Annotated in this window: 22 protein-coding genes; 19 read left to right on the forward strand and 3 right to left on the reverse strand. The window is 36.5% G+C overall.

Annotated features, from left to right (window positions below):
• The first annotated feature begins 11 nt into the window (after positions 1-11).
• Entirely contained in the window at positions 12-1,301 is a 1,290-nt protein-coding gene (gene tig, locus AC3B6B_RS06435) for a trigger factor (protein WP_489757865.1), read from the forward strand.
• Positions 1,302-1,401: 100 nt separating this feature from the next.
• Here tig and AC3B6B_RS06440 read toward each other — a convergent pair whose 3' ends face one another.
• Positions 1,402-2,325 (reverse strand): lactate/malate family dehydrogenase, encoded by a 924-nt coding sequence (locus tag AC3B6B_RS06440; RefSeq protein WP_489757866.1) that lies wholly within the window; start codon positions 2,323-2,325, stop codon positions 1,402-1,404.
• Between the two features lie 131 nt (positions 2,326-2,456).
• On the opposite strand from AC3B6B_RS06440, the gene clpX reads away from it, so the two are divergent.
• Both clpX and yihA read left to right on the forward strand, forming a co-directional pair.
• Positions 2,457-3,710 carry an ATP-dependent Clp protease ATP-binding subunit ClpX gene (gene clpX, locus AC3B6B_RS06445; protein ID WP_489757867.1) on the forward strand — a complete coding sequence of 418 codons (1,254 nt, stop codon included), beginning with the start codon at positions 2,457-2,459 and terminating at the stop codon, positions 3,708-3,710.
• Between the two features lie 4 nt (positions 3,711-3,714).
• Positions 3,715-4,296 (forward strand): ribosome biogenesis GTP-binding protein YihA/YsxC, encoded by a 582-nt coding sequence (yihA, locus tag AC3B6B_RS06450; RefSeq protein ID WP_489757868.1) that lies wholly within the window; start codon positions 3,715-3,717, stop codon positions 4,294-4,296.
• Between the two features lie 78 nt (positions 4,297-4,374).
• Here yihA and AC3B6B_RS06455 read toward each other — a convergent pair whose 3' ends face one another.
• On the reverse strand, positions 4,375-5,097 hold the full coding sequence (locus AC3B6B_RS06455; RefSeq protein ID WP_489757869.1) for an SIR2 family NAD-dependent protein deacylase: 723 nt from the start codon (positions 5,095-5,097) through the stop codon (positions 4,375-4,377).
• Positions 5,098-5,182: 85 nt separating this feature from the next.
• On the opposite strand from AC3B6B_RS06455, the gene AC3B6B_RS06460 reads away from it, so the two are divergent.
• A complete protein-coding gene (locus AC3B6B_RS06460) occupies positions 5,183-5,590 on the forward strand; it encodes an iron-sulfur cluster biosynthesis family protein (RefSeq protein WP_489757870.1) in 408 nt (135 codons plus the stop codon).
• 244 nt (positions 5,591-5,834) lie between these two features.
• Positions 5,835-6,824, forward strand: a complete 990-nt coding sequence (gene galE, locus AC3B6B_RS06465) for a UDP-glucose 4-epimerase GalE (RefSeq protein WP_489757871.1) — start codon at positions 5,835-5,837, stop codon at positions 6,822-6,824.
• 89 nt (positions 6,825-6,913) lie between these two features.
• On the opposite strand, the gene AC3B6B_RS06470 is transcribed toward galE, so the two are convergent.
• The gene (locus tag AC3B6B_RS06470; RefSeq protein WP_489757872.1) at positions 6,914-7,060 is read right to left on the reverse strand and encodes an SPJ_0845 family protein; all 147 of its coding nucleotides are present in this window, start codon (positions 7,058-7,060) and stop codon (positions 6,914-6,916) included.
• A 151-nt stretch (positions 7,061-7,211) separates the two neighbouring features.
• Here AC3B6B_RS06470 and uvrC point away from each other — a divergent pair, with 151 nt between their 5' ends.
• The 14 genes from uvrC (at position 7,212) to AC3B6B_RS06540 (ending at position 25,294) form a co-directional block, all read left to right on the forward strand.
• Positions 7,212-9,023, forward strand: a complete 1,812-nt coding sequence (gene uvrC / locus AC3B6B_RS06475; protein ID WP_489757873.1) for an excinuclease ABC subunit UvrC — start codon at positions 7,212-7,214, stop codon at positions 9,021-9,023.
• A gap of 178 nt (positions 9,024-9,201) precedes the next feature.
• The gene (locus AC3B6B_RS06480) at positions 9,202-10,080 is read left to right on the forward strand and encodes a hypothetical protein (protein WP_489757874.1); all 879 of its coding nucleotides are present in this window, start codon (positions 9,202-9,204) and stop codon (positions 10,078-10,080) included.
• A 73-nt stretch (positions 10,081-10,153) separates the two neighbouring features.
• The gene (locus AC3B6B_RS06485) at positions 10,154-11,056 is read left to right on the forward strand and encodes a DUF4097 family beta strand repeat-containing protein (protein WP_489757875.1); all 903 of its coding nucleotides are present in this window, start codon (positions 10,154-10,156) and stop codon (positions 11,054-11,056) included.
• Positions 11,057-11,462: 406 nt separating this feature from the next.
• Positions 11,463-11,753 (forward strand): WXG100 family type VII secretion target, encoded by a 291-nt coding sequence (locus tag AC3B6B_RS06490; RefSeq protein ID WP_489757876.1) that lies wholly within the window; start codon positions 11,463-11,465, stop codon positions 11,751-11,753.
• A 145-nt stretch (positions 11,754-11,898) separates the two neighbouring features.
• Entirely contained in the window at positions 11,899-14,883 is a 2,985-nt protein-coding gene (gene esaA, locus AC3B6B_RS06495; protein ID WP_489757877.1) for a type VII secretion protein EsaA, read from the forward strand.
• Positions 14,861-15,379, forward strand: a complete 519-nt coding sequence (locus AC3B6B_RS06500) for a hypothetical protein (protein ID WP_489757878.1) — start codon at positions 14,861-14,863, stop codon at positions 15,377-15,379. The genes esaA and AC3B6B_RS06500 overlap by 23 nt, the downstream gene beginning before the upstream one ends.
• Complete coding sequence (locus tag AC3B6B_RS06505) at positions 15,376-15,627, forward strand: EsaB/YukD family protein (protein WP_489757879.1); 252 nt, start codon at positions 15,376-15,378, stop codon at positions 15,625-15,627. The genes AC3B6B_RS06500 and AC3B6B_RS06505 overlap by 4 nt, the downstream gene beginning before the upstream one ends.
• A 14-nt stretch (positions 15,628-15,641) precedes the next feature.
• Positions 15,642-16,805: a type VII secretion protein EssB gene (gene essB, locus AC3B6B_RS06510; protein ID WP_489757880.1), complete on the forward strand. Its 1,164-nt coding sequence runs from the start codon at positions 15,642-15,644 to the stop codon at positions 16,803-16,805.
• A 5-nt stretch (positions 16,806-16,810) separates the two neighbouring features.
• Positions 16,811-21,202, forward strand: a complete 4,392-nt coding sequence (gene essC / locus AC3B6B_RS06515) for a type VII secretion protein EssC (RefSeq protein ID WP_489757881.1) — start codon at positions 16,811-16,813, stop codon at positions 21,200-21,202.
• A 14-nt stretch (positions 21,203-21,216) separates the two neighbouring features.
• Positions 21,217-21,903, forward strand: a complete 687-nt coding sequence (locus AC3B6B_RS06520; protein WP_489757882.1) for a class A sortase — start codon at positions 21,217-21,219, stop codon at positions 21,901-21,903.
• A 12-nt stretch (positions 21,904-21,915) separates the two neighbouring features.
• Positions 21,916-23,340, forward strand: a complete 1,425-nt coding sequence (locus AC3B6B_RS06525) for a MucBP domain-containing protein (RefSeq protein ID WP_489757883.1) — start codon at positions 21,916-21,918, stop codon at positions 23,338-23,340.
• Entirely contained in the window at positions 23,340-23,648 is a 309-nt protein-coding gene (locus AC3B6B_RS06530) for a YwqH-like family protein (RefSeq protein WP_489757884.1), read from the forward strand. The genes AC3B6B_RS06525 and AC3B6B_RS06530 overlap by 1 nt, the downstream gene beginning before the upstream one ends.
• Positions 23,649-23,663: 15 nt before the next feature.
• The gene (locus AC3B6B_RS06535) at positions 23,664-23,942 is read left to right on the forward strand and encodes a TIGR04197 family type VII secretion effector (RefSeq protein WP_489757885.1); all 279 of its coding nucleotides are present in this window, start codon (positions 23,664-23,666) and stop codon (positions 23,940-23,942) included.
• A gap of 2 nt (positions 23,943-23,944) precedes the next feature.
• Positions 23,945-25,294 (forward strand): T7SS effector LXG polymorphic toxin, encoded by a 1,350-nt coding sequence (locus AC3B6B_RS06540; RefSeq protein ID WP_489757886.1) that lies wholly within the window; start codon positions 23,945-23,947, stop codon positions 25,292-25,294.
• The last annotated feature ends 660 nt before the right edge of the window (positions 25,295-25,954 follow it).

Raw genomic sequence — 25,954 nt, forward strand, 5'->3', positions numbered from 1 at the left:
GGAGGGATATTATGGCTGCTAAAGCTGAATGGACGAAAGAAAAAGATCAAGATGGCAAATTAACTTTTGAAATTGATCAAGAGACAATTAAACAAGGATTAGATACCGCATTTAAACGTGTACGCAAAACTTTAAATATTCCGGGTTTTCGGAAGGGTAAAGTGCCACGTGTGGTCTTTGATCAAATGTATGGTGAAGAAGCATTATATCAAGATGCTTTAAATGCCGTTTTACCAATGGCATATTCTCAAGCAATTGATGAAACTGAAATTAAACCTGTTGGTCAACCAGAAATTTCAATTGATAGCATGGAAGCTGATCAACCTTGGAAAATTTCTGCAACCGTCGCTGTAGAACCAGAAGTAACTTTGGGTGACTATAAAGGTTTAGAAGTTAAGAAGCAAGATACTACGGTTTCTGCTGAGGATGTTGACAAAGATTTAGAACGTTTGCAAAAACAACAAGCTGAATTGGTCTTGAAAGAATCCGGCAAATCACAAAAAGGTGATACTGTTGTGATTGATTATAAAGGAACAGTTGATGGCAAAGCTTTTGATGGTGGTAGTGCCGAAAATTATTCATTAGAATTAGGTTCGAATTCTTTCATTCCAGGCTTTGAAGATCAATTAATTGATCATGAAAGTGGCGATGAAGTGGATGTCAAAGTTACTTTCCCAGAAGACTACCAAGCTAAAGATTTAGCGGGTAAAGAGGCTCATTTTCAAACGACAATTCATGAAATTAAAACCAAAGAATTACCAAAATTAGATGACGATTTTGCGAAAGACGTTGATGAAGACGTTGATACTTTGGCAGAATTGAAAACGAAGATTGAAGATCGTTTGAAAAAGCAACGGAAACAAATGGCTGAAGATGCAATTGAAACTGAAGCTGTTGATAAAGCTATTGATAATGCAACCTTCGAAGCAATTCCGCAAGCAATGATTGATACTGATGTTCAAAATCAAATTGATCAATACTTGGGCAACATGCAACGTCAGGGTATTAATCCCCAAATGTATTATCAAATGACTGGTACCACTGAAGATGATTTAAAGAAGCAATTTAGTCAAGATGCTGAAAAGCGCGTTAAGACTAACTTATTGTTAGAAGCTATTGTTAAAGCTGAAAATATTGAAATTACGGCTGAAGAACGTGATCAAGAAGTTAAAGAATTAGCAGCTGATTATGGCATGCAAGAAGATGCTGTCAAGAATGCTTTGTCTGAAGAAATGCTTGACCATGACATTGCAATCAAGAAGGTCGTTGATTTAATGACTGATTCTGCCGTACAAAAATAATCATTTTGATCAAATAAAAAGCATTTTTCATTTCCCAGAATTTTTGTGGAGGAATTGAAAGATGCTTTTTTTTTATTGACTAATTATTGTCAGTAGCTATTTACTTTGCAACTTTAGCATAATTAGCTTTAATGGCAGTTACTGATTTTTGATAAGCTTGTTGTTCAGTTGCATCTAAAGGTACTGGTACGATGGCGCTAACACCGGTTTGGCCGACTACGGCAACTTGTCCAATATAAATTCCATTGTGTGCGTCATAAGAACTAACGGGCATCGCAACCTGAGCGTCAGTCAAGACAGCTTCGATAATCTGATTAACAATCGTGGCAATACCGTTGTTAGTATATTCTTTGCCAAAGAAGATTTCATAACCACCGTTGGCTGTGTCATGGGTTAGTTGTGGTAAATCTAACGTCCAATTGTCAAGCGTTTGACCAGCAACCTTGACACTAGACCAAGCGACAAATAATGTGTCCCCGTGTTCTCCTAAAACGTAACCGCTAACATCATGAGGATTATGATTAGTGGCTTTGCCAACTACCCGGTGCATCCGCGCAGTTTCCAAACCGATACCCGTACCAATAATTTTCTGTGGCGCTAAACCAGTTTCTTCTTGTAATAACTTGGCGATCACATCGCAAGGATTGGTGATTGTGACGATGACACCATTGAAACCGGAGGCTTTAATTTTAGGTGCAATTTCATGAACCATCTGACTAGTTAAACCTAGTTCATAGTCCCGCTCGCCACCATGATCTAGTAAAGCTGAGATTTTACCAGGACAAAAAACTAACGCATCTAAATCGCTTAACTGAGACCAATTCTCGGCTTGATAATCTTGAATTTCAATTGTCATGTCGTTAGGTAATAATGCAATTTGATCTTGTAAGTCCAATTGCTCTGACTGAGCCTTTTTCATATTCTTATCGACCAAAACTAATTTGCCGACTTGTCCTCTTTGCGCCATTACTAATGCCGTCGTGGCTCCAACATGACCTTGTCCAATAATTCCAACCTTATTCATATCTGTGCTCCCTACTTTCGTGTATAATTAAGAAGAGTAAAAGTTTCTTTTTTTACTTTTCTTAAGGTCTATGCTAAGCTTTTTATTGCAAAAAAGATAGCTTGAGACTGAAATTGGGAGGAAATAATTTTATGTTTGATAGTACCAGTGATAACGGGGCAATTGTTTGCTCGTTTTGTGGTAAGTCCCAAGACCAAGTCCAACGAATTGTTGCTGGTCCTGGAGTTTATATTTGTAATGAATGTGTTGATTTATGTAAACAAATTATTGATGATGCAGTCGATGAAGAAGAAACTCTCGAAATTACGGATTTACCTGCACCCAAAGAAATTATGGCCATTTTGGATCAATATGTCATTGGTCAACAACAAGCTAAGAAAAATTTGGCAGTGGCAGTTTATAACCATTATTTACGTGTCAATAGTCAAGTTAAAGATGACGATCAAGCCGTAGAAATGCAAAAAAGTAATATTGCGTTAATCGGACCAACAGGTTCTGGTAAAACTTATTTAGCACAAACTTTAGCCAAAATTTTACAAGTTCCTTTTGCTATTGCTGACGCTACTACGTTAACAGAAGCGGGCTATGTTGGTGAAGATGTTGAAAATATTTTGTTGAAGTTATTGCAAAATGCGGATTTTGATGTCGACAAAGCCGAACACGGCATTATTTATATTGATGAAATTGATAAAGTTGCGAAAAAAAGCGAGAATGTTTCCATTACCCGTGATGTTTCTGGTGAAGGAGTGCAGCAAGCTTTATTAAAGATTTTAGAAGGTACAATTGCTAATGTTCCACCACAGGGCGGTCGGAAACATCCACAACAAGAAATGATTCAAATTAATACGCGCAATATTTTGTTCATTGTTGGTGGGGCTTTTGACGGCATTGAAGAAATTATTAAAAATCGCCTGGGTGAAAAAACGATTGGCTTTGGCATGGACAATAGTCAACAAGTAAATGTCGATGATTCAGCCCAGTTAATGAGTCAAGTTATTCCGGAAGATTTAATGAAGTTTGGGATTATTCCTGAATTTATTGGCCGGATTCCAGTTATTACGACTTTGGATCAATTAACCCGGAATGATTTAGTTCAAATCTTAACCCAACCTAAGAATGCCCTAGTTAAGCAATATCAACGCTTATTTGCTTTAAATGATGTCAAGCTAGAGTTTAATCAAAATGCTTTAGAAGCAATGGCCGATTTAGCTTTGAAGCGCAATACTGGTGCGCGGGGCTTAAGATCAATTATTGAAGCCACTTTGATGGATACGATGTATGAAGTGCCTAGTCGGGACGATATTAAGCGCGTGGTGGTTACGAAAAAGTCAGTTGAAGGTTCACAAAAGCCTTCACTATATGATAGTAAAGGTAAGGTTGCCTAAACTAATGCAGATTAAAGATGTTACTATGGACTTAAGTGCCGTGAGTGCTAGTCAGTATCCTACTGATGGTTGGCCTGAAATTGCCTTGGCGGGGCGCTCTAACGTTGGCAAATCATCCTTAATTAATACTTTAATTCAACGGAAAAATTTTGCACGTACTTCTAGTACTCCCGGTAAAACGCAAACTTTGAATTTTTACGGAATTAATCAGCAGTTATACCTGGTTGATGTTCCCGGTTATGGTTATGCGAAAGTTTCCAAACAAAAGCGGGCGGCGTTTGGCGCAATGATTGAAGAATATTTGACCACGCGCAAACAATTACGGGGAATGATTATTCTAGTAGATGGTCGCCGGGCGCCCAGTGCAGATGATGTTTCTATGTATCAATTCGTCAGTTACTATAAAATTCCGACATTGGTAGTGGCCACGAAGATGGATAAGGTTAAACGCAATCAATGGAATAAAACGGTCTCACTAGTTAACCATACGTTAGACTTGAATCAACGTGATTCATTACAATTATTTAGCTCAATGACCAAAGCAGGCCGCGATGAAGTTTGGACTTGGATTGCAGATCATTGTTAACTGATATTAGTATATTTAAAAAAAACTAGAACTAACTGGCAAAGTGGTTCTAGTTTTTTTATGGTGGGGCTTAATAATTTATAAACTGGCTTTTAAATCAGTTAAAATCTGGTCAAGTGAACCATTGATGAAGAGATGGATCTGTTGTGGGACATTAATAGGTTGATCATTTAAAACGACTAATTGAGCTTGATTAGCGGGTAAGCCGTGTCCCAATTTTGTTCCTAAAGCAAGAATTAAATCGGCTGTTTGGATTAATTTGTTTCCGGCTAAGACGCGTTTTTTGATTGCCACCATATTCCGTAAAACAAAAACCGGTAAAATTAGTGAATGATCAATGGGACAATAGGGGACAGTGTGTTGTTGGATGAAGTTCAGATCAAAAAGGTGATGCTGTTTGACACAATAGTTTTCATTAATACTGCCCCAATATTCAACGACGTTTTGCGTCCCAGCTAAAGCGTGTAGATGATCTAAGTTATAAGTGATAATACCTTGAAAATACTGTTGTTCAGTTAATTGATTAATAATTTGGTGAGCAATGCTAGGTTGACTAGCGGGACGAAAATGGGTCAAGCGGTATAATTGATAAAACGTTTGAGGCTGCTGCTGAGCAAACCGGTTCGTCAAAAGTTCCATTAAAGGTACGCAAGCAATTGGATTGTGCAAAGCTAGCTGGTTCATGGCGTTTAAATCAGGATAACCGCTAGCAGTTGATAAACCTGCACCTGTAATTAAAACGGTCTTGCGTGCAGTTAAGAGCATTTGCTTTAATGTGCTCAGTTGCTGTTCATAGTTCATTTTTGAAGGCCTCCCACCAGTCTTAAAGTAATTATGGTGTTATAATAACGCCATTCTAGTTAGAAAACTACAAGGAGGTTGCAGGATGTTTGTAAAGCTTGATCAGTCTGTTCAGAAAAGGTTACAACAGTATGCAGATAATTCCAAACTAACAATTTTACTAAATTTTGATGATGGGGTCGGCGTTTATTCAAAAGTGCAAGCAACTTGTGGACTGGAAGTTAGTTTTAATTTAACGATTGTTAACTCCAGTGCGGATTTAATTGATTTTAACGACCACGTTGAAACTAGCTTAGGGAACTTCTTAGTTAAAGGTTATTCGAAAGAATTCTTAGATACCAATAACCGTTTAATCCAAGACGCTGCTGGTACGATTCAATTAATTGGTGATAATTCTGGTGTGATTGATAATAGTGTGCCAATTATTGACTTATCTAAGGAGCAACAACCTCCTCAAACGCGTTTGGAAAAGATTGACAATATTGCCAATTAGGGTTGGGTGTTTGGTCAAATGATGTTAGTTGTACGAAATAATTGGTCAGATTCGTAGAAATTAAAAATCCCCGAAATGAAACTTAATTTCGAGGATTTTTAGTTATGTAGAGTCAATATCTTCTGTTAAATCCTAAACTGATAGGCTTTTGGTATGAAACTGGAATTAATTGGTATTCATTCTGGGAAGTGATTATAATAAAATTAAATGAAATAATAGACGTTTTCTCAATGGAGGTTTGACAATGGCAGTTTTAGTTTTAGGTGGTGCGGGTTACATTGGCTCACACATGGTAGACTTATTGGTGCAAGAGCAAGAGGACGTGGTCGTGGTCGATAATTTAAGTCGCGGTCATCGTGATGCGGTTCCGGCCAGTGTGCCATTCTACCAAGGCGATATTCGTGACCGAGACTTTTTGGAGCAAGTTTTTACAGAACAAGATATTGAGGCAGTTTTTCATTTCTGTGCTTATATTCAAGTACCCGAATCAATTGAAAAGCCTAATGACTATTTTGATAACAATGTAGTCGGTCTAATTAATTTGATTCACGTGATGAATGACCATCAAGTTAAAAAGTTGATCTTTTCATCTTCAGCCGCGGTTTATGGTACGCCAAAGCAAGTTCCAATTAAAGAAGATGACCCCAAAGATCCCATTAATCCTTATGGACTAACGAAATTGATGATGGAGCAAATCATGCGTTGGGACGGCGCGGCATATGACATTCAGTGGTTAGCTTTTCGGTACTTTAATGTGGCAGGGGCCCGGTTAGATGGTGACTTGGGTGAAGATCATCGTCCGGAAACACATTTGATTCCGATTGTATTGCAAGCTGCTTTAGGCCAACGTGATCATGTCGATATGTGCGGTAATGATTATCAAACTCGTGATGGTTATAATGTGCGCGATTATGTACATGTCTTAGACTTAGTTCAAGCTCATTACTTAGGTCTCAAATATTTACGGCAAGGTGGTCAAAGTGACTACTTTAACATTGGTTCTAAACAAGGTTTCACTGTTAAGGAAATCGTTGAGGCAGCGCGCAAAGTTACCGGTGTGAATATCAAAGCTGTGGATGCGCCCCGCCGTGGTGGTGATCCAGATTCTTTAGTAGCTGATAGTAGTAAAATTCAAGACATTTTAGGTTGGAAGTCCCAGTATACGGATATTGATACTATTATTGATTCTGCTTGGCGTTGGTTACAAAGACACCCTGAAGGTTATGCTAAATAATTAATGCAATAGTAAAAAAATAGAGGTTGAATTCAAAGTCATTTGGCAGTTGAGTGCTAGAACTTTGATTTCGACCTCATTTTTATTAATTATTTTTTCTTGTGATCTTTAGCCTGTTTCAATTTGTTTTCGGTTTGTTTAACGGCATCTAGATTTTTTTGAGTTTCATCTGGTAAAGAAGCAAATTTATCAAATAAACTTTCAAAATTATTCTCTTGTTTGACAGTTAGACCCACAATTTCACCTTCTTTAACTAGGTTAATTACTCTGTCAGTATAGCATATTTCAGCTATTTATTGTTGAAACTCAGATTTGGTAAATCAATTGGTATTTTGTTAAACACGGGTTAAAATATAAACAATAGTTGACGCAATTAGGAGATAAAAAATGGCGACAGAATATTTAGAGCATAAGCTAGCATTATTGCCAGATCGACCGGGCTGTTATTTGATGAAAGATATTAATGCGAAAATTATTTATGTAGGTAAAGCCAAAAATTTAAAAAATCGGGTTCGCTCTTATTTTAAAAGTTCGCATGAAGGCAAAACGGCTAAGTTAGTCAGTGAAATACGCGATTTTGAAACGATTGTGACGTCAACTGATAAGGAAGCTTTTTTACTGGAAATTACTTTAATTCAAAAGCATCAGCCCTACTTTAATATTAAATTAAAGAAGGGGACTGGGTATCCATATATTAAAATTACTAATGAACGCAACCCCCAGATGATTATCACTGGTCAAGTCAAAAAAGATGGTGGTTTTTATTTTGGCCCTTATCCGAACGTGTATGCGGCAGAAGAAACCCTGAATTTTTTACAGAAAGTCTATCCTCTAAGACGGTGTAGTGGTTATCAAGGCCGGCCGTGTTTATATTACCATATGGGACAGTGTTTGGGAGCCTGCTTTCAAGAAGTACCAACGCAAAAATATGAACAGCAAATCAAAAAAATTAAAAGTTTTTTGAATGGTAATGTCGGGACTATCAAAAAGCAATTAACACAAAAAATGAACACCGCGGCGGATGATTTAAAATTTGAACGGGCAGCGGAATTACGCGATCAAATCCACTATATTGAACAGACCGTGGAAAAGCAAAAAATTATTTCGAATGATCATACACCGCGTGATTTATTCAACTTTTATGTTGATAAAGGCTGGATTTCTATTCAAGTGTTTTTCATTCGCCAAGCTCGCTTAATGAAACGTGAAAAACGAATTTTTCCTTGCATTAATACGCCCGAGGAAGAATTGGCAACGTTTATTTTACAATTTTATAATCGGAAAAATAATGTGTTACCGCGTGAAATTTTAGTTCCGAAAGAAATCGATCAAGCTTCATTGACAGAAATTTTGCATGTCCCTTTTCGGACTCCACAACGGGGGACCAAACGTGATTTGTTGGTAATGGCTAAAGACAATGCTAAATTGTCATTGGAAGAAAAGTTTCGGCTATTAGAATTAGATAATCGCCAAACAGTTGGGGCTCAAAAGCAAATTTTTGATGCTTTAAGTTTACCGTATGGACATGTGATTGAGTCCTTTGACCATTCGCATATTCAAGGTGCTGATGCGGTTTCGGCCATGGTGAGCTTTGTTGATGGTAAGCCGGTTAAGTCCAATTATCGCAAGTATAAAATTAAAGATATTTTAGAACAACATAATGGAGCGGATGAAGCTGCTAATACGCGGGAAGTGATTTATCGTCGGTATTCACGGTTATTAAAAGAACATAAGCCCTTGCCGGATTTAATTTTGATGGACGGGGGCTTGATCGAACTACGCGTAATTTTAGATGTTTTGCATAATGAATTAGGGATTCACATTCCGGTGGCAGGCATGGTTAAAGACGACCATCATAGTACGTCACATCTGATTACTGGTGAGGACGGGGCTGTGGTACCGTTAGATCGAAAAAGCCAAGGCTTTTATTTGTTGCAACGGATTCAAGACGAAGTGCACCGTTTTGTTATTACCTATCACCGCCAAACGCATAGCAAAAATGCGCTGTCTTCACAATTAGAAAGTATTAAGGGTGTGGGGCCAAAAACGCGGATTAAATTATTGAAAAACTATGGTTCAGTTAAAAAAATTAAGGATGCTCCTGTCGAAGATTTGATGAAACTAGGAATTTCGCAAACGACAGCACAAACGATTAAATTATCGTTGTCTCTGACACCAACGCGCAAGATTGGTAAGTAAATTAGTTGCATCAAAGAGTAGTTATAATTGCTAGCGAGGAAAGAAATTCTGAAAAATAAAGCGGACAAAAGACAACTGCGTTTTGGTGTAAGCTTCAAAGAAAGCGTTGACAAAAATGAGTGATTTTATTAACATTTTTAAGTAAAGGTTAATTTTACGTCTTTAGGAGTGATTGTTAATGAAATTAAAGCATATGCAAGGAATGCTGTCGTTTTTGTTAGTACTTTTAGCTATTTTATTGGCGTCAAACAGTAATCTTGTCTCTGCTGCTAGTGCCACTAAGTATGAGAGTTATCAGTCGTTTAACCATGCTTATATCAACATTGCTGATGTAAACATCAATTTTAAATTAGGCAAAAAGTTTCATGTGGTGCTGCCGACCAAGTATCATACGTTAACTTTTCGTGATAAAAATAATTATCTTTATATTAATCAAGAAGATGAAGTTCAAAAAAAATTTCCTAAACCTACTTTGACCATTACTGTACCGAATCAAAATTCTATTCACAAATTAAATCTAGATGTAGATGATTGTGATCACGTGTCTATTAGTGGCTTGTCAATTAAGCAAATTAAGCTGGATACCTCAAATACCCATTATGATTTGAACAAGGTTTCAGTATCCCAAAAATTCAAAATTAGTAGCGATGATAGTAGCTATCATTTCCAGCAAAGTCAGCTACAGCATCTTACTTTTGATGATGATAGTGGGCGATATCAGTTTGCTAATTGTCAGTTAGATAACGTCAAAACGATTAGTGATGATATGGATGATACACATTTAAGCTTGAATCATTCTAGTTTAAAAAATGCGCAGGTCAATTTTGATGAACTATATATGAAAGCTACTAATGGTGCCCAATTTCTGGGGGAAAATGTTTTTAATGGTGATGAGATGCACCTAACTTTGGGCAAGATCAATCCTGATGTACGCTTAATGGACGATGACGTATTAACAGTCAATGCGCCAAAACGCAATTTAATTAAGAATTTAAAGCATAATCAGAGCAAAGATAATCGATTAAAAATTGAGGTTGAAGAAGGTACGCTTAAATGACGCTTAATTCGTTTTTATTGTTGCCTTAACTTTTTATGTTTATCATTTGAATTATTTGGGGAGAAAATTTTTAATGAAGTCAAAATATTATATTCAATACTTAATATCAATTGTGCTATTATTGTTTGCGGTCTTGATAGGCGTAAACAATAATTGTGCAACATCCGTAGCTGCTAATGTGCGGAAATATCAAAGTAATCAGCCCTTTGATCATGTTCATATTGGTATTGTTGATGCCAATGTCAATATCAAACAGGGCAAACAGTTTCGGGCATATTTCCCGACAAACTATCATATTATAACTTTTCGCAATCAAGATCATTACTTGTATATTGAACAAAAAAATCATGGGGTGCGCAAACATGTGAAGCTGAGTTCACCCAAACCGACGATTACGATTACGGTACCGAACAAAGATGCTATCAAAAAGTTAGACCTTGGTTTAGACGACGGTCAGGTGACTCTCAATGACTTGTCCATTCAACAACTGAAGATAAATTCTTCTGATGCTCAGTACAACTTGCAAAATCTGGCGGTTACCCAAAGGTTGAGGATTGATAACGAAGGTGGTCGTTATCAGGTACAAAATAGTAACCTCAATAATGTAGCGTTTGATGATGATGATGGTCAATACCAATTTGATCAGTGTCATTTAACTAATGTTACTACCATTAGTGATGGTTTTGATGATACAAATTTGAAATTCAAAGATGCTGTTTTAAATGGATCTAATATTAATTTTGAAGATTTGAAGATGAAAGTCACTTTGAAGAACACTAAATTGCTCGGGCAGAATGTTTTTCATGGTGATGAATTAGCCTTAGCGTTAGATAAAGGAACTTCTGATGTACATCTAATGAGGAAGGGTAAACTCAAAATTAGTTTTTTCAAGCGTCAAACAATCCAGCGTCTGCAAAATAATCATAATAAAAAGAATGTGCTAAAAATAAAAGTTACAAAGGGGACAATTAAGTAATTAGCTTTAGAAATAATGTGGCTTGAAGTTTTATTAAAATATTTGAATTATCTGAAGTGTTGCTGAATGATTTCAGCAACACTTTTTTTGTATTGTAATTTTTAAGCTGACATTTAAACATTCTATTGAATAATAAATAGTTATTATTATTTTTTAGTTCTTTTAGCAGTAATTAACTCAAGCTGTAAATGCTAAGCTGTTAATTTTGACTATAAAAATTAGTAATTAGTGCATTATGCGAAAATTTAAATAGAATTAAACTTTGCCTTTTCCTAAAGTATAACAATTTGCTCTTTTTATATTAATGATTGACTAAAATAATATTAAAAAAATAATGAAAATTTTAATATTATTGATATAATATGCTTATCTCTTTTTGAGAGGTTTAAATTTAGGAGGGATTACTGTGGCAGGACAAATAGCAGTTACACCAGAAGAACTGAGATCACAAGCAACGCATTATACACGTGGAGCGGACAGTGTAGATAACGTATTGAGTGACTTAAAGAGTACGCAGGAACAAATTCGTGCTGAATGGAAAGGGAATGCTTTTGAAAAGTATGATGTGAAATTCCAAGAATTATCCGGGAAAGTAACACAATTTTCCCAGCTCCTCAGAGAAATCAAGGCGCAATTGGATAAGTCAGCTCAAGCAATGGAAGATGCTGATAATCAAATTGGTCAAGCTTGGAGTTAATTAATTCCAGTCAAGAGTGGTTTATTTAAGAATGCTCTTGGCGTTACATAGGTAATAAAAGTCCATACATAGCTTTATAACCTTGGTTTATTAAGTACTCTAGCAAGCTATGACTCAACTATGATAGTACAGGAAGATAGGTTTTTTGATTAAACGACTATTACATTTTATACAAACCAACAGTAAGAATATTGTTGCGATTATTTTAATAACATTAGTGACTTTAACGATTGCCTTATTTGCATTCAGAACTAAGCCAACCAAAGATCCGAATGCGAATAAAGTATTGCAAGTAGGCTTAGTTAATGAAGATAACGGTGGTCAATTTAATGGCAAACAATATAATTTTGGCCGAGATTTTGTCAACCTATTAACGCGCAACCATGATATTTCGTGGTATTCCATTCCACGTGATGTTGCTGAAAATGGCTTAAAGCATCGACGGTATGATTTGATTGTGATTTTACCATTTAATTTTTCTAATAAGATTCTCCAGTTTCAAGCGGCTGATTTTAAAAAGATTCGGGTTTTATATAAAATTCGTGAAAATAAAAATCCTACTTTGCGCAATAAGATTACACAATTGAATAATCAAATCTTAAATAAACTCAATTACAAAGTTACAGAAATGTATTTAGCTAGTATTTTGTTTAACTTACACCAAGCGCAAAAACATCTAGAAGTAGTTAATATTAATGAACAACAGTTGAGTAGTAATTTAAAAAGTAACCTGAATAATCCCTTGGCTGCTTTGATTAAAGAATATAGTCAGACGCAGCCCAATGCTAGCGATAATCCGGTCAGCGATTCGAAGGATAATGCAGGTGCTGAGCAATTACAAAATTTATTGCAAAATCAAGGCATTAATGGCTTGCAACAAATTAATACCCAAGCTCAAGAGCTGCAAAGTCAAGCTAATCAGCAATTAAATGAACTTAATACGCAAGCTAATTCTGTAATTCAAGCTAATAATCAGCACTTTTTAGATTTAGTATCTAATCAATATGATGCTTTTCAAACCATTATCAATGATGACTATTTTAATTTGAATCAATTACAAGCTCCAGCTATGCAAAAACAAATTAGTGACTTATTGAATTCACCTGTTTGGTTATCAGAGACTGATGCTGCGCTGGTTCAAGAATTGCAAAATCAAAAGCTACAATTGGGGTTAACTCGGGATAAATTAAATCAATGTTTAGCAACATTGCAATCCAATGCAGTAGGTAACGCCGATGGCACTAGTGTAGTTGGTGATGAACAAGTTAGTTCTGTGCGGCAGCAACTGCAAACAATGATCAATACAGCCATCACGCAACTACCTAGTAATAGTAGTCAAATTTTGCAACAAATCAGTCGTGACGGTGAGTTAACGAGAGAGCAAACTCAAAGATTACAAGTCGAGTGGGCTGCTGTCAATAACTTTCAAACAACAGGTTCCTTTCAAGGACAAGAAGTTGCGCTTCAACAAGCAACTTTACCACCAGCTAATCAACCCCTAGTGTTAAATCTGCCAGCCCATCAAAGCGTCTTTTTGAATATCAGCAGTACCCAAGTTGACCTCAATAACCTAGCACGTCAGTTGGAAGCAAATAATTTGCCAGTAGTTATTCAAGATCAAGGTTTAGCTATTAATAATTTGGGCGACCAACAAAGCTTAACTTTATATCCGCAAGTTTTGACTGAGCAACCCGTCAATTATGCCATGACAATTGATGCTCCAGCACTAACGCAAGGAATACTCAGTAACTTGGTTCAGAATCACAGTGGCAATTTAAGTCAACCATATTTGGACTTCATCATTACTTTAAATCAGGCTTATACATTCATCACTACGTTCAATAGCCTACAATTAGAGCCCAAGACAACAGCTGCAGTACCGGCAAAGACTGTTTCTACGTTTGATGCGAATTTAGAACAAAAATTATTAGCCATTTTAATCAACGTGCATAGTGCTGAAGATTCCATCACTAAATTACAAACGCAGTATGAGGAACAATTACAACAAAACCACCAAGCGCAGGCGGATTTTCAACAATTGGTTGTTAAGATTCAAAAGTTATATCAGGAACAATTAGCTAGTTACCGGCAACATCAAACCATGATTTCACCGGTCGTTGAGTTCAATACACAATTGTTAAGTGACCCCGCACCGTTAGATTTTTCGCCACTGATGAAATTGGCACAACAAAGTAGTACACAGGCCGAACAAACAAATTCTCAATTACAAGCTTCTTTACAACAAATGCTGAATCAATCGCAACAATTAGATCAAAACTTGACGAACCAAGCGCAAGCCACAGCGACGATTGATAATGATTCTAAAGCATTTGTCCAGCATGGTAATAAATTACTGCAACAAGCGAAGGTACTCCTTAATAATTGGCAGCAAGTTGTGGCCACTAATGCTGACTACAATCACAATTTTGGTCAGTCAATGAGTAATACTAAAAATGATGATAATGCTGCTCGCAAAATTTACGGCAATCTGGCTCAGCCGTTAAAATTTCAAAATGCGGGGACAATTCGCAATCTTAGTTCAATTTTTCCTTATTTTTTAACACTAGCTAACATTATTATTGGTGGTTTTGCGGCGTTGCTGATTGTCGGTAATGATCAGCACAATCGCCAACTTAAACCATTTAAAGTAGCAGACCATTGGGAATTACCGACAACCGGTTTGGGGTTGTACCAACAATATGCTTTGATTTTAGTTTTAGGAATTAGTTTCTTAGTGGCCTGGACGACGCGCCCGTTATTGCGCCACCTTTTGTATCCACAACTGTGGTTAATAATCGAAACTTTGATTCAAGCGACAGTGATTGAAGCCGCCATCGCGTTATTCAAATTTTTGCGGTCAGTCGGTAAATTTATTTTTGTTTTCTTCTTTATTGAATATATTTTTTACACGCCGGCATTGGGTCAATATTTAACCAAAAGTCCTGGAGTTGGTTTCTTTTTGAAATATACTTCGCCATTTCAACAAATAGAAGACATTTACTCAAATGTTTTTACTAATCAAGCAGATAATGTCCTGATCATTCTGATTTTTAGTGTGTTGCTATTAGTTTGTTTAATGGTTAATTGGTTATTTAAGGAAAAATTATATGTTACAGAAATTGAAACTTAGCTGGTTATTAGTTGTAATCATCCTTATTGGCGGATGGAGTTTCCAAAATATTGATCTTTTGGCAGCCCGAAGGTCTTTGGATGACGGCAAGATGACAATTAATAATACGATTTTAAACAGCAATCAAGATACCAGTGAGGCAAGTTCAGCTAGTGCTAAGCTGAGTGCGAATGATTTCTTTTTTCGGCAGGATAGTTTTGAGCAACAACAACGCCAACAAAGACAGCGTTTTTCACAAAATACGCAATTAACGCAACGGCAATTATTTACTAACCAATGGTCTGCTAAACCAGATTTATTAGTTCAACACACCAAAGGACGACTTTTTCAAGTTCCAGAATCAATTTCGGCAGCTCATACCAAACGTCATCAGCAGACTAATTCATGGCGAAAACTGAAATACATTCTATTAATGATGCTGGCATTATTTTTTATTGGCATCGGTTGTTGGTTAGGGAAGCACAAACGCATGATTAGGAGATTTTTTAAACGATGAAATATATTAACGTCACCATTTTGATCCCAGCTGCGAATCATTATGTCCAAGATTTGAGACTGCCCATACAATTGACAGTCAATCAACTAATTGCGCTCTTAATTGATGATTTAGCTCAACGAGCAATTGCTCTCAATACAAGATTACTTAATGTAATTAAAGTGCAGACGAAAAGCTTATTGTTGGTTAACACAGATTTATTAGCAGACTTTCCTTTAGCAGACGGCGATATTTTACAAATTTTTTAGTGGAGGAGCAGCAATTGGCTAAGCAAAGACAAGGATTTGAAATTGATGGCTATCAATATCAATTCAATTATTTAAAATCAGGAAGCATTACCGAAGAATTAACGGCTGATAGTGTTCAAGATGCTCAATTGATTGATTATTTAGGATTAAAGCAAGATCAATTAGTACCATTAATAATCAAGCCACAAGATCAAGCTTGGCAACTGCAATATCAGGTGGCTGCTGATTGGCACAATTTTCAACAATTGGCTAGCGACTTATCGCGAGTTGATAAAATTCGCTTATGTTTGAATTTACTAGAGCTTTGGCAATTACGTAATTCACGAATTGTGCCCGTAGTGCACCCTGATAATATTTTGTTTGACGTCAACTTACGACCCAAAGTTTTACACCGTGGGGCGGTAGGTATTGTGACGCCATCAACGCACGCTCATTTATTAAAACAATTGAAAGCTTTTATCGTGATGGTGTTAGCCAATAAGTATACATTTAATCGCTTGTATAAAGGCTTAATGGCTGATAAGAGTTTTGCTGGTTTGAAGTATCAGAAAATTATTCGTGCCAAAAGCGTTGCCACTTTAAAAGAGCAGCTACAAGTTTTGTATCAACAAGCTTTGACTGTTGAACAGAAGCAATTAGTCGTCGCCTCAAAAAAGCAATTTAATCTTTATCACTGGGGATTTTTATTGGAATCAGTGGTCACGACACTGGTCGGTTTAGCGTTGATTTATTTATTAATGGTTGTTGTGCCGCAAAAACAGTCCTTAGCTGAAGGAACGGGTTCTTATTTGCAGCAAGATTATGATCAAGCCATTAATCACCTGAGCAAAATTAGAGTTCAACAAATGCCGAAAGTTCAACAATTAATGCTCGCCAGATCTTATGTTCATGTTGATAATCTCAATCATCAACAAAAAGCTAATATTAACAAATCACTAAATATGAATTCTGATCCTAACTATTTAAAATATTGGATTTATGATGGGCAAGGCAATTTTAACCAGTCATTGGATGCTGCCAAATACTTAGGAGATCAGCAATTAATCTTGTTTTCGTACACTAAATTATATTCACAAGCGAACAATAATCCGCATTTAACCGGTGCTAAGAAGCAGAGATTATTGAATAAATATTCGAAACTAATTAAAGCTTATACGAAAAAATTACAGAAAGAATAGAAGACATGGCTGAAAATTATCAATTATATATCTGGTTAAAGACGAGCTACTCAGTGTTGAAATTAGATACTACTGAACAAAATAATTTTACTTTAAGTACTGATTATCATGATACTTATTATGTTCCAGAACTAGAGCAACCACTTGAATTGACGATTAATACGGATGCTCAGTTTTGCTTAGCTGACCAAGTATTAGAATTGGGACAAGTAATAACAATTCAACAACATATCCAACTTTTAATCTTGGTTGATACACTAATTCCACTCAGTTTTGATGTTAACCAGCTCAACATGGGACAGCCTTTAAGTTTAGGAGCTAACGCATTTAATGATATTCAAATAGCGATTAATTGTGATTTTCTCATTCAAAAGACAGCTGATGCCAAACAGTTTCAAGTAATGGGCGCTTTTAAAACGCCAGTCTATTTAAATCATAGTTTAATAACAACCACAGTAATTAATTTTACTTATGGGGATGTGCTGGCGATTGATGGGTTAGAAATAACTTTGCAGCCTGATAATTGGTTAATCGTGAAAGATTTGTTGCAGCAATTTGTCAAAAGTACCCTGTTTTATCGGCAACAAATAAAGCACTGTTATTCAGATGATTATCCAGAGTATCATCGCTCACCGCGGGTGATCCGTGCTTTACCGACAGCTAAAATAACTTTAGATGCACCACCCATGCCCGCAGAAATTACTAAAAATAAATTATTAAAAACGATTACGCCGCCGTTGGTAATGGTTGCTGCTTCGGTTGTAATGGCAGTAATTAGCCATAACATGACCACCATGATTATGATGGGAGCGATGAGTTTGACAACGACTGCTTTTGCGATTAGTAGTTACTTTAATGATAAAAAAGAACAAAAGCAAAAAGCTAATCAAAGAGTGCAAGATTATCATGATTATTTACAAACTAAAATTGTGGAGATTCAATCACAAAAGCACCAAACGCGCTCGGCCTTAACTTATCACTTACCATCACCGCAAACGATTAGTCAATTGATTTTGCGTAATAGTGCGCGGATTTATGAGAAAAACAAATTTCAAACGGACTTTTTAACGGTCCGTTTAGGGTTAGGTAATTTTACCGGACAATATCAAGTTAATTTTTCGCCGCAAGAATTAAAGCATGATGCGTTATTAGACAAAGCAAAAAAGATTTATCAACAGGCACTTCAGGTGGAACACTCGCCATTAGCAATTAGTTTGTTGTCCGCAGGGGTGGGACTAATTGGTGATCAAGTCCAAGTCAATCAGGCTTTGCAGAATTTGGTGCTACAAATTGCGGCCTTTCAAAGTTACCATGATGTCCGGTTCGTTCCAATTTTTGATAGTCAGCAACAAGATTTTTGGCAAGAATTTCGGTGGTTAAAACATTTTCGTTCTAGTGATAGTAATACGTTAAACTTTGTTGATGATGATCAAACGCGTGACCAAATATTAACGGCCTTATTGCAACTATTAAAAGAGCGCGAACAAGCTGTGAAAGAAAAAGAAAACAAAGATCAAAAAATTAGCTTCGCACCGTATTACATTTTGATTGTACAAAATGAAGAATTGATTATTAATCATGGTATTATGGAATATTTGTCACACGATATTTCTGAACTTGATGTCGCAGTGATCTTTGTAAAGCAAACATTGGCTGATTTACCGGAACATATTGAGACAGTGGTCGAATATTATGATAGTCAGCAGGCAGAAATTGTGATTGAGAACGGTCAACTAACTTCTCAAAAATTGGTTCCGGACGCTCTGGAAACAATTGATTTAGAGGCGACCGTGCGACATTTAGCCGCCTTAGACCATAAAGAAAGTCTCAAAAATTCTTTACCAACATCTGTGGGTTTATTGGAATTGTACGATGTTAAAACCGTGACAGAATTACAATTGCAAAAACGTTGGTCAGTCAATCTTCCCTATAAAAGTTTAGCTGTTCCGTTAGGATTACGTGGTAAAGATGATTTAGTTAAATTGGATTTGCATGAACGGGCACATGGTCCACACGGTTTAATTGCCGGAACGACAGGTTCAGGAAAATCCGAATTAATTCAATCGTATATTGCTTCATTAGCAATTAACTTTCATCCCGACAATGTGGCCTTTTTGTTGATTGATTACAAGGGTGGTGGCATGGCGAACCTTTTCAGTGAATTACCGCACTTATTAGGGACCATTACAAACTTAGATGGTAGTCAAAGTTTAAGAGCTTTGGCGTCAATCAAAGCTGAGCTAGAAAAGCGGCAACAGTTATTTGGCCAATATCAAGTTAATCATATTAATGAGTATCAAAAATTGTATCATGACGGCGTTGCCAAAGAAGCTATGCCCCATTTATTTTTAATTAGTGATGAATTTGCTGAATTAAAATCCGAACAACCCGATTTTATGCAGGAATTAGTTTCAACAGCGCGCATTGGGCGTTCATTAGGCATCCATCTAATTCTTGCAACGCAAAAGCCGAGTGGGGTGGTTAACGAACAAATTTGGAGTAATTCTCGTTTTAAAATTGCGCTCAAGGTTCAAGATCAAGCAGATTCCAATGAAATTTTGCATACGCCGGATGCAGCTTCAATTGTTGAACCAGGGCGTGCCTATCTGCAAGTTGGTAATAATGAGATTTATGAGTTGTTTCAAAGTGCATATAGTGGACAAGATTATCAGCCAACTGCTTCTAAAAAGCGCACAGCGCCACCGCTTTATTTAATTAATGAGTTAGGCCAATATGAAAACTTATCAGTTGATTTAAGTGGTCTGACCTATCTTGATACGCAATCTCAAGTAACGAAGGTTTCTGAATTGACGGCAGTGATCAATTACATTGCACAATTTGCGCAAGATCAAAATATTGCCCGGCTACCCCAACCGTGGTTACCGCCTTTAGCAGCCCAATTATTTTTGCCAGATTATGTTCAAACTGATTATCAACAGAATTGGTCGCAGGCGCAATTTAATTTACGAGTAACGCTTGCGATGACTGATTATCCGGACCAACAAGCGCAAAGGCCTTTGCTTTTGGATATGCTGCAAGCCAAGCATTTAGCCATTTTTGGTAGTCCTGGTTATGGGAAAAGTACATTCGTTCAAACTTTAATCTTGAGTTTATGCCAACAAAATTCGCCCGAGCTGTTGAATGTTTATTTACTAGATTTTGGAACCAATGGCTTGTTACCTTTGCGCGATTTACCACAGGTGGCTGATTGGATTCGAATTGATGAAACAGAAAAGATTTTAAAATTTCAAGAGATTATTGAGCAGGAATTGAATCACCGCAAGCAATTATTGAGTTTAGTAGGTGTGGCCAGTTTAGAACAATATCTTACAACAACTTCCGAGCAATTGCCGATTATTGCAATCGTGGTTGACGCAATGGATTCAGCGAAAGAAGTGGCTTGGAGTGAGCAGTTTAATTATCTTTTGGACAAGATTACTCGCGAGGGAGCTAACGTCGGGATTTATCTAATAATTACTGCTAATCGCCAAGCAGCTTTGAGAATGCAATTATTGGCTAATATTAAAACGCAAATCTCATTGTTCTTATTTGACCGGAATGAAACTACTGATATTGTGGGTCGTTCGCAGCTGGTTGTTGATGATCAACCGGGGCGAGGATTGATGAAGTTAGATACTGTGCGCTTATTTCAAACTTTGCTTCCAGCTAAAGGTAGCAGTTCTTTGGAAATCTTGGAAAAGGTCAAACAATTAGCACAACAAATGCAGGCCAGTTGGCAAGGAAAACGGCCTGATAAGATTCCTATGATTCCTGAAGAATTAACTTTGGCACGCTTCCAGATGATGGCAACGACCAGTCAGCGACAGTTAGCGTTAGGTTTGGATACAGCAACAACCAAGCCAGTGGTCTTTGATTTTGATCAAGATAAATATTTTGTGATTTTAAACGATACCGAAGAACAGCAACATCTGTATGACAATTTAGTTAGACAGCAATTAGCCCAAAGCGAGCATTGTGCCACAATAATTATTGATAATCAACAATCAGAGTCTGAGATTGTTGCGGTTTTACATCAAATGGAAGCAATCATTCGTTCAGAGCACACAATGCAAGAATATTTAATTTATTTCGCCGATTTTGAAGAAATTGTTAACATCGCTGAACAAAATCAGATTAAGTTATTGTATTTATTGCATCAGGGGCAAGCCAATGGCTTACACATTGTCATTAATACTTATCTTAGTTATTTAACCAGTAGTTTTGATGAGTTAACCCGAACCTTAAAAGCGGAAATTAAAGTTGGCATTCTGGGAACGCGCTTAACAGATCAAGATTTAGTTAGTTTTAAATATATCTCTAATGAAGATTATCTGAAGGATGACGAGGGCTATTACTTCAAAAGACGATCTTATAAGAAAATTCGCATACCCAAATAAAGGAAGTGTTAATTATGAAAAAGCAAACAATAAAAGCGCTCTTGTCTGGGTTAATCATGATCTGTAGTTTAGGCTTAATTGGCTATGGCGTAATTAGTAGTCCACCAGGACATGATTGGTTGATGGCGCACTACTTAAAACAAGATCAAATGCTGACGCGGCAAAAAATTGTGCATAATCAACATCAAAAGGCTAATTTTGATCCACAAGAAGTTCATGCCATTAAGGCGCAAGACTTATTACGAGCGTGGAATAATTCAGTGCAGCCGATTGGTTACATGGCGATTCCTGAAGTCCAAATGAAAAATCGAATTTTTAAAGGCTACGGATCGCGTGGTGATAACTTGCTTTACGGTGTAGCCACTATGAAGCCGAAGCAGGTGATGGGAGCAGGAAACTACGCTTTGGCTGGTCACTATATGCACAATCAAACCATTTTTCATAATTTACATCGTGTCAAAGTCGGGAATAAGGTTTATCTAACAGATTTAAAATTGATTTACAAATATCAAGTAACTAGGGTTTTAACCGGTGTTTCGAATCGACGGGTGGACTTGATTGATGATCAGCTAGTAGCACCACAAATTACACTGATAACGTGTGAAAATTTGACGACTAGTAATTTGCGGACTGTGGTCCAAGGCGATTTGTTGGGAACTTACACAGTTACAGCAGCAAAATTGCGCAAATTAGGGATTTAGGGGAGATTGGATATGAAAATTAAACTGACGACTATATTTTTGATATTCACTTTATTGATGGGAACAGTAGTTAGTAGTTGGACTAGTGTTCAAGCTGAAACTTTTAACTTGAATAACACGCGAGCAGATAACTTACAGCAGTTACAAAAAAGTTATGTAAAACAAAAAACCATTACTGAAACGCAGCCAACTGCTGGTGGACCGTTGGCTGATCCCGTGGAAATGGGAAGTGTGACAGTTTTATATATTAACTTTGATACTGGACAAACAATGGACAGTGTTACCTTAAAAGGTCAAGTTGGGGCTCCCTATTATGCTGAAGAAAAAACATTTCATGATATGAAATTAAAAGATGTGACGGGTAATGTGAACGGCACGTATGCTAAAGAGCCCCAGTATGTATATTTTAGTTACCGGTCCAAAGATAGTGCAGTTAACGATAATCAAAACCAAGTAGCGGCTACTGGTGCGGTTAATGTTCAATTTGTGGATGAGGCGGGTGAATCTATTCAGAATGCAGTGACAATTACGGGCAATGTGGGTAGTAATTACAGTGTGGATCCGCACAATTATGCGGTGAACAATTATGAATATGTCAAAGCAGATGGTAATTTAACGGGGCAATTTACCGCTAGTCCCCAAACTGTAACTTTGGTTTACAAGGGAAAAATGACTACAGGGAAGTTAACGGTTCGCTATTTGATTGAAAACTCTACTCTGAGTGTAGCCAGTGACTTGGTCATGGCTGGCAAAATTGGTGATGCTTATACTGTGTCCCAAAAAGATATCCCAGGCTACATTTACGACCATGCTGAGGGGCAAACTTCCGGCACATATACTAAAGAGCCTCAAACAATTACTTTTATTTATAAGAAAGATCAACAAGTAACCGGTCAAGATGTAACAGTGCGGTATTTAGATGAAAAAACCAATGAAGAAATTGCTAATAACGTCATTTTACGGGGCAATGTGGGTGAGACCTACACAATTGAGCGTTTGAAAATTAACGGTTACTCGTTTGAGCGTATTGTTGGTGCAGACAATGGGACTTTTACTAACAACAAACAAACAGTAACACTTTATTACAAAGCAGGTTCTAATAATAATGCTGATAGTGATTCAGGTAAGAATGATGCTAACACTAATCAGTCCAATACTACAGACCATGCCAATTCGAGCTCAACCAGTCAACCGACTGAAAATTTAAATAATGGTGGAACCAATGATTCTGGTGGCGGCGGTACACAACTACCGCCCAAGTCAAATGGCGCGATAGATCCGACTAGTAACGACTCGGCAACTAAGGGAGACAGTGCAACGTTGCCGCAAACTGCAGATTTGCATGAACAAACAACGGGGTTATTAATCTTAGGAATCTTATTGATGACAAGTGTCATTGGAAGATTGGTTTGGAAAAGAGTGAGGGGGTTTCAATAATGGGAAAAAATGCGGTGGCAATTCGAGCATTACAGATGAAGATTGCTAAATTACAAAAAGCGAAAATCAATTTGCAAAAAGGCCAAACTAAGTTAAAAGCCAACATTGATAAAATTACAACAGGTTATACGTCTATTTCTAATAGCGAATGGCGTGGTGAGCGAAAAAATAAATTAGCTAATGACTATGATCAATTTCAACAAAGTAGTCGGCACGATTATAATGTTTTTCAACAAAATATGAGCATAATTGATGACAAAATTCAGGAATTACAAGCAGAATGTGCGCGGCTAGCAGCGGTTAATTGATGAGGAGATAAGTTAATGGTAAAGATAGCAATTAAGATTAATGCTTTTGAACAAAGGGTGACTGAGGCTCGGGGAGCGGCAACTGATTTAGGACAAAAGAATTTAAAGTTACAGCACTTTTCCCAGACTAATGCTGCACCGTTTATGCAGATGCTAACATTAAGTAATAAAATGGATAGTCTGATTAAAAAGTATTGTAGTGTGGTTAATAATGATGTGGCACAATTTAAAAAAACAGAAGCACAATTAGTTAAACAAGATCAGAAGTTAGCACAAGATCTGGGAGGTCGTTAATTATGGTCAAAGTCCGTATCAAAGAGGTGATTGATAATAAGCAAGTGCTGGATCGTAAAGGACAGGCGCTGCAGAGTAGTTTGGTTACAGTCAGTACGAAGATGACGGCTGTACCACAAACACCAGGTTTTTCCGGTCAAGCCAAGCGTGCGATGGCCAATTATGCCAATAAAACTCATCAAACCTTAAATCATAATTTAGTTAATGACTTAACGGAATTACAGCAACAGTATCAACGTTTAATTCAAGTGTTTGCTAGTGAAGTGGACTCCAGTCCAGATGCGGTGTTAGATTCCAATTACATCAAAGCAATTGCAACTAAGTTCAAAGCGAGCCAAGCACCGCTAGAAGATGCGCTTGAAGAGTGTAACCGAGCGATTAGTTCTGTTGCGGATATTGTAAGCTTGCGGCGTCTCAGTAATGATCCTGTGAACGATGTCAAAAAGATGGTGCGCTCAGCTAACAAAACGGTGGAGAAATTGCAGCAATTTAATAGTCGTCGCCCAACAGCAACGATGCAAGGCCTGAATCAACAAACTGTGAAATTGGGATTGGAAATTAAAAGTATTGACACAGTCAAGAGTCAAAAGGAACAACGCTTGATTAATAAGTTGATCGAAAATCTTAAGGGTGTGGTTAATAGTGGTGACTACAAACGGATCAAGATGTTAGCAAAAGCTGATCCTAAAAAAGCTCTGACAGCAATTTTGGAATCTAAAGAGATGATGACTGCCATTAGTGAGAGTCCTAAATTAGTTAAGGAAATTAGAAAGGTGGTAGTAGCAGCGACTATTTCCGCTAGTGGACGCGAACTAACGATATTAAATCAGTTTTGGCAAGGGGTTAAAAAGGGAACGGGATACTTTAATAAATTTAATAGATATGTTCCGGACGTCATCAATGGCAGGCTGGGACATCTTGGTAAAACGGCACTAGGAAGTTTTAAAGCTATCAAAAAAACCGGAATTACCGAATATGCGACGAAGAAAGCTTTAGGTTGGGATTGGATATTAAATACTGGAGCAGATTATGCTGATCAAAAGCACCATGATTTAGGACGAGCTATTAGTGATGGAGCGATTGATACTATTTTTGATATTGGACCAGTTAGTGGAGCATTATTAGGAGTAGCGATGGTTGGAAGTGGTGCGTGGTTGCCAATAGCGGTAGGTGTAGGAGCAGCCATAGGTTCTTATTCATTGTGGACAAAATTTTCCAATCCACATCGTGTTGAACAATATAAAACTGATGCACATAATTTTGAAAAAAATATAGGTAAATCATTTTCGAGGATTGACTGGAACGATAGTTTTTCTAGTAAAGGAAAGAAAAATGTTCAACTTTTCATTTGAGGATAGTAAAAAAATAAATTTTAATTTTATTACCAGTTTGATTAAAACAGCGGACAATAAGAATGTTATTAAACAATATATACGTGATTTTATTGTAGTTAATATTTTTAATACTTTTGTCCTACTTGCCTTTTATACATTTGAAGCTTCAAATAAAAGTAATAAACTTTTTATCTTTCTTATTTTTTTATATATAATATTATGCACATTAAATCTTATTATATATATGTATAATTTTTTTATTATTAAAAATTGGGTATTAGAAAATTTTTATTTAGGATCATCACTTTTTTTTAGTTTAATCAACGTAAGCATTATATTATTCCTTACTATATTATCAGATATTTTATCAACAATGAATATTACTATCTTTTTGTTGATTTTATACCTATATATTATGTTCTTATTGGCTTATACGGTTGTTTTTAAATATATAAATTTTAAGAAAAATATTCTTATATCAAAAGCGTCTTTTGATTATACTAAATCGTTTGTTTTGTTTAGAAAATTAAAAAGTAAAAAAATAATCTTATACATTATGATCCTTTTTATAATTTTTATTTTGGCTTTTATTTTTCAAATTAGATATTTAGTTATAGCAAATGAAGCTTTTATCAAAATCATACAAAGCATGGGCATTCTCTTTTTGCTTATTCCTAC

This window comes from Bombilactobacillus sp. ESL1197 (assembly GCF_058107145.1).

Bases quoted from the DNA above. Each gene is read 5' to 3' on its own strand.
- AC3B6B_RS06520 (WP_489757882.1), top strand. From the start codon at position 21,217: ATGAAAAAGCAAACAATAAAAGCGCTCTTGTCTGGGTTAATCATGATC.
- AC3B6B_RS06530 (WP_489757884.1), top strand. From the start codon at position 23,340: ATGGGAAAAAATGCGGTGGCAATTCGAGCATTACAGATGAAGATTGCT.
- AC3B6B_RS06540 (WP_489757886.1), top strand. From the start codon at position 23,945: ATGGTCAAAGTCCGTATCAAAGAGGTGATTGATAATAAGCAAGTGCTG.
- essC (WP_489757881.1), top strand. From the start codon at position 16,811: ATGGCTGAAAATTATCAATTATATATCTGGTTAAAGACGAGCTACTCA.
- AC3B6B_RS06505 (WP_489757879.1), top strand. From the start codon at position 15,376: ATGAAATATATTAACGTCACCATTTTGATCCCAGCTGCGAATCATTAT.
- AC3B6B_RS06440 (WP_489757866.1), bottom strand. From the start codon at position 2,325: ATGAATAAGGTTGGAATTATTGGACAAGGTCATGTTGGAGCCACGACG.
- AC3B6B_RS06460 (WP_489757870.1), top strand. From the start codon at position 5,183: ATGTTTGTAAAGCTTGATCAGTCTGTTCAGAAAAGGTTACAACAGTAT.
- yihA (WP_489757868.1), top strand. From the start codon at position 3,715: ATGCAGATTAAAGATGTTACTATGGACTTAAGTGCCGTGAGTGCTAGT.
- galE (WP_489757871.1), top strand. From the start codon at position 5,835: ATGGCAGTTTTAGTTTTAGGTGGTGCGGGTTACATTGGCTCACACATG.
- AC3B6B_RS06525 (WP_489757883.1), top strand. From the start codon at position 21,916: ATGAAAATTAAACTGACGACTATATTTTTGATATTCACTTTATTGATG.
- AC3B6B_RS06500 (WP_489757878.1), top strand. From the start codon at position 14,861: ATGTTACAGAAATTGAAACTTAGCTGGTTATTAGTTGTAATCATCCTT.
- AC3B6B_RS06485 (WP_489757875.1), top strand. From the start codon at position 10,154: ATGAAGTCAAAATATTATATTCAATACTTAATATCAATTGTGCTATTA.
- AC3B6B_RS06480 (WP_489757874.1), top strand. From the start codon at position 9,202: ATGAAATTAAAGCATATGCAAGGAATGCTGTCGTTTTTGTTAGTACTT.
- tig (WP_489757865.1), top strand. From the start codon at position 12: ATGGCTGCTAAAGCTGAATGGACGAAAGAAAAAGATCAAGATGGCAAA.
- AC3B6B_RS06455 (WP_489757869.1), bottom strand. From the start codon at position 5,097: ATGAACTATGAACAGCAACTGAGCACATTAAAGCAAATGCTCTTAACT.
- uvrC (WP_489757873.1), top strand. From the start codon at position 7,212: ATGGCGACAGAATATTTAGAGCATAAGCTAGCATTATTGCCAGATCGA.
- AC3B6B_RS06535 (WP_489757885.1), top strand. From the start codon at position 23,664: ATGGTAAAGATAGCAATTAAGATTAATGCTTTTGAACAAAGGGTGACT.
- clpX (WP_489757867.1), top strand. From the start codon at position 2,457: ATGTTTGATAGTACCAGTGATAACGGGGCAATTGTTTGCTCGTTTTGT.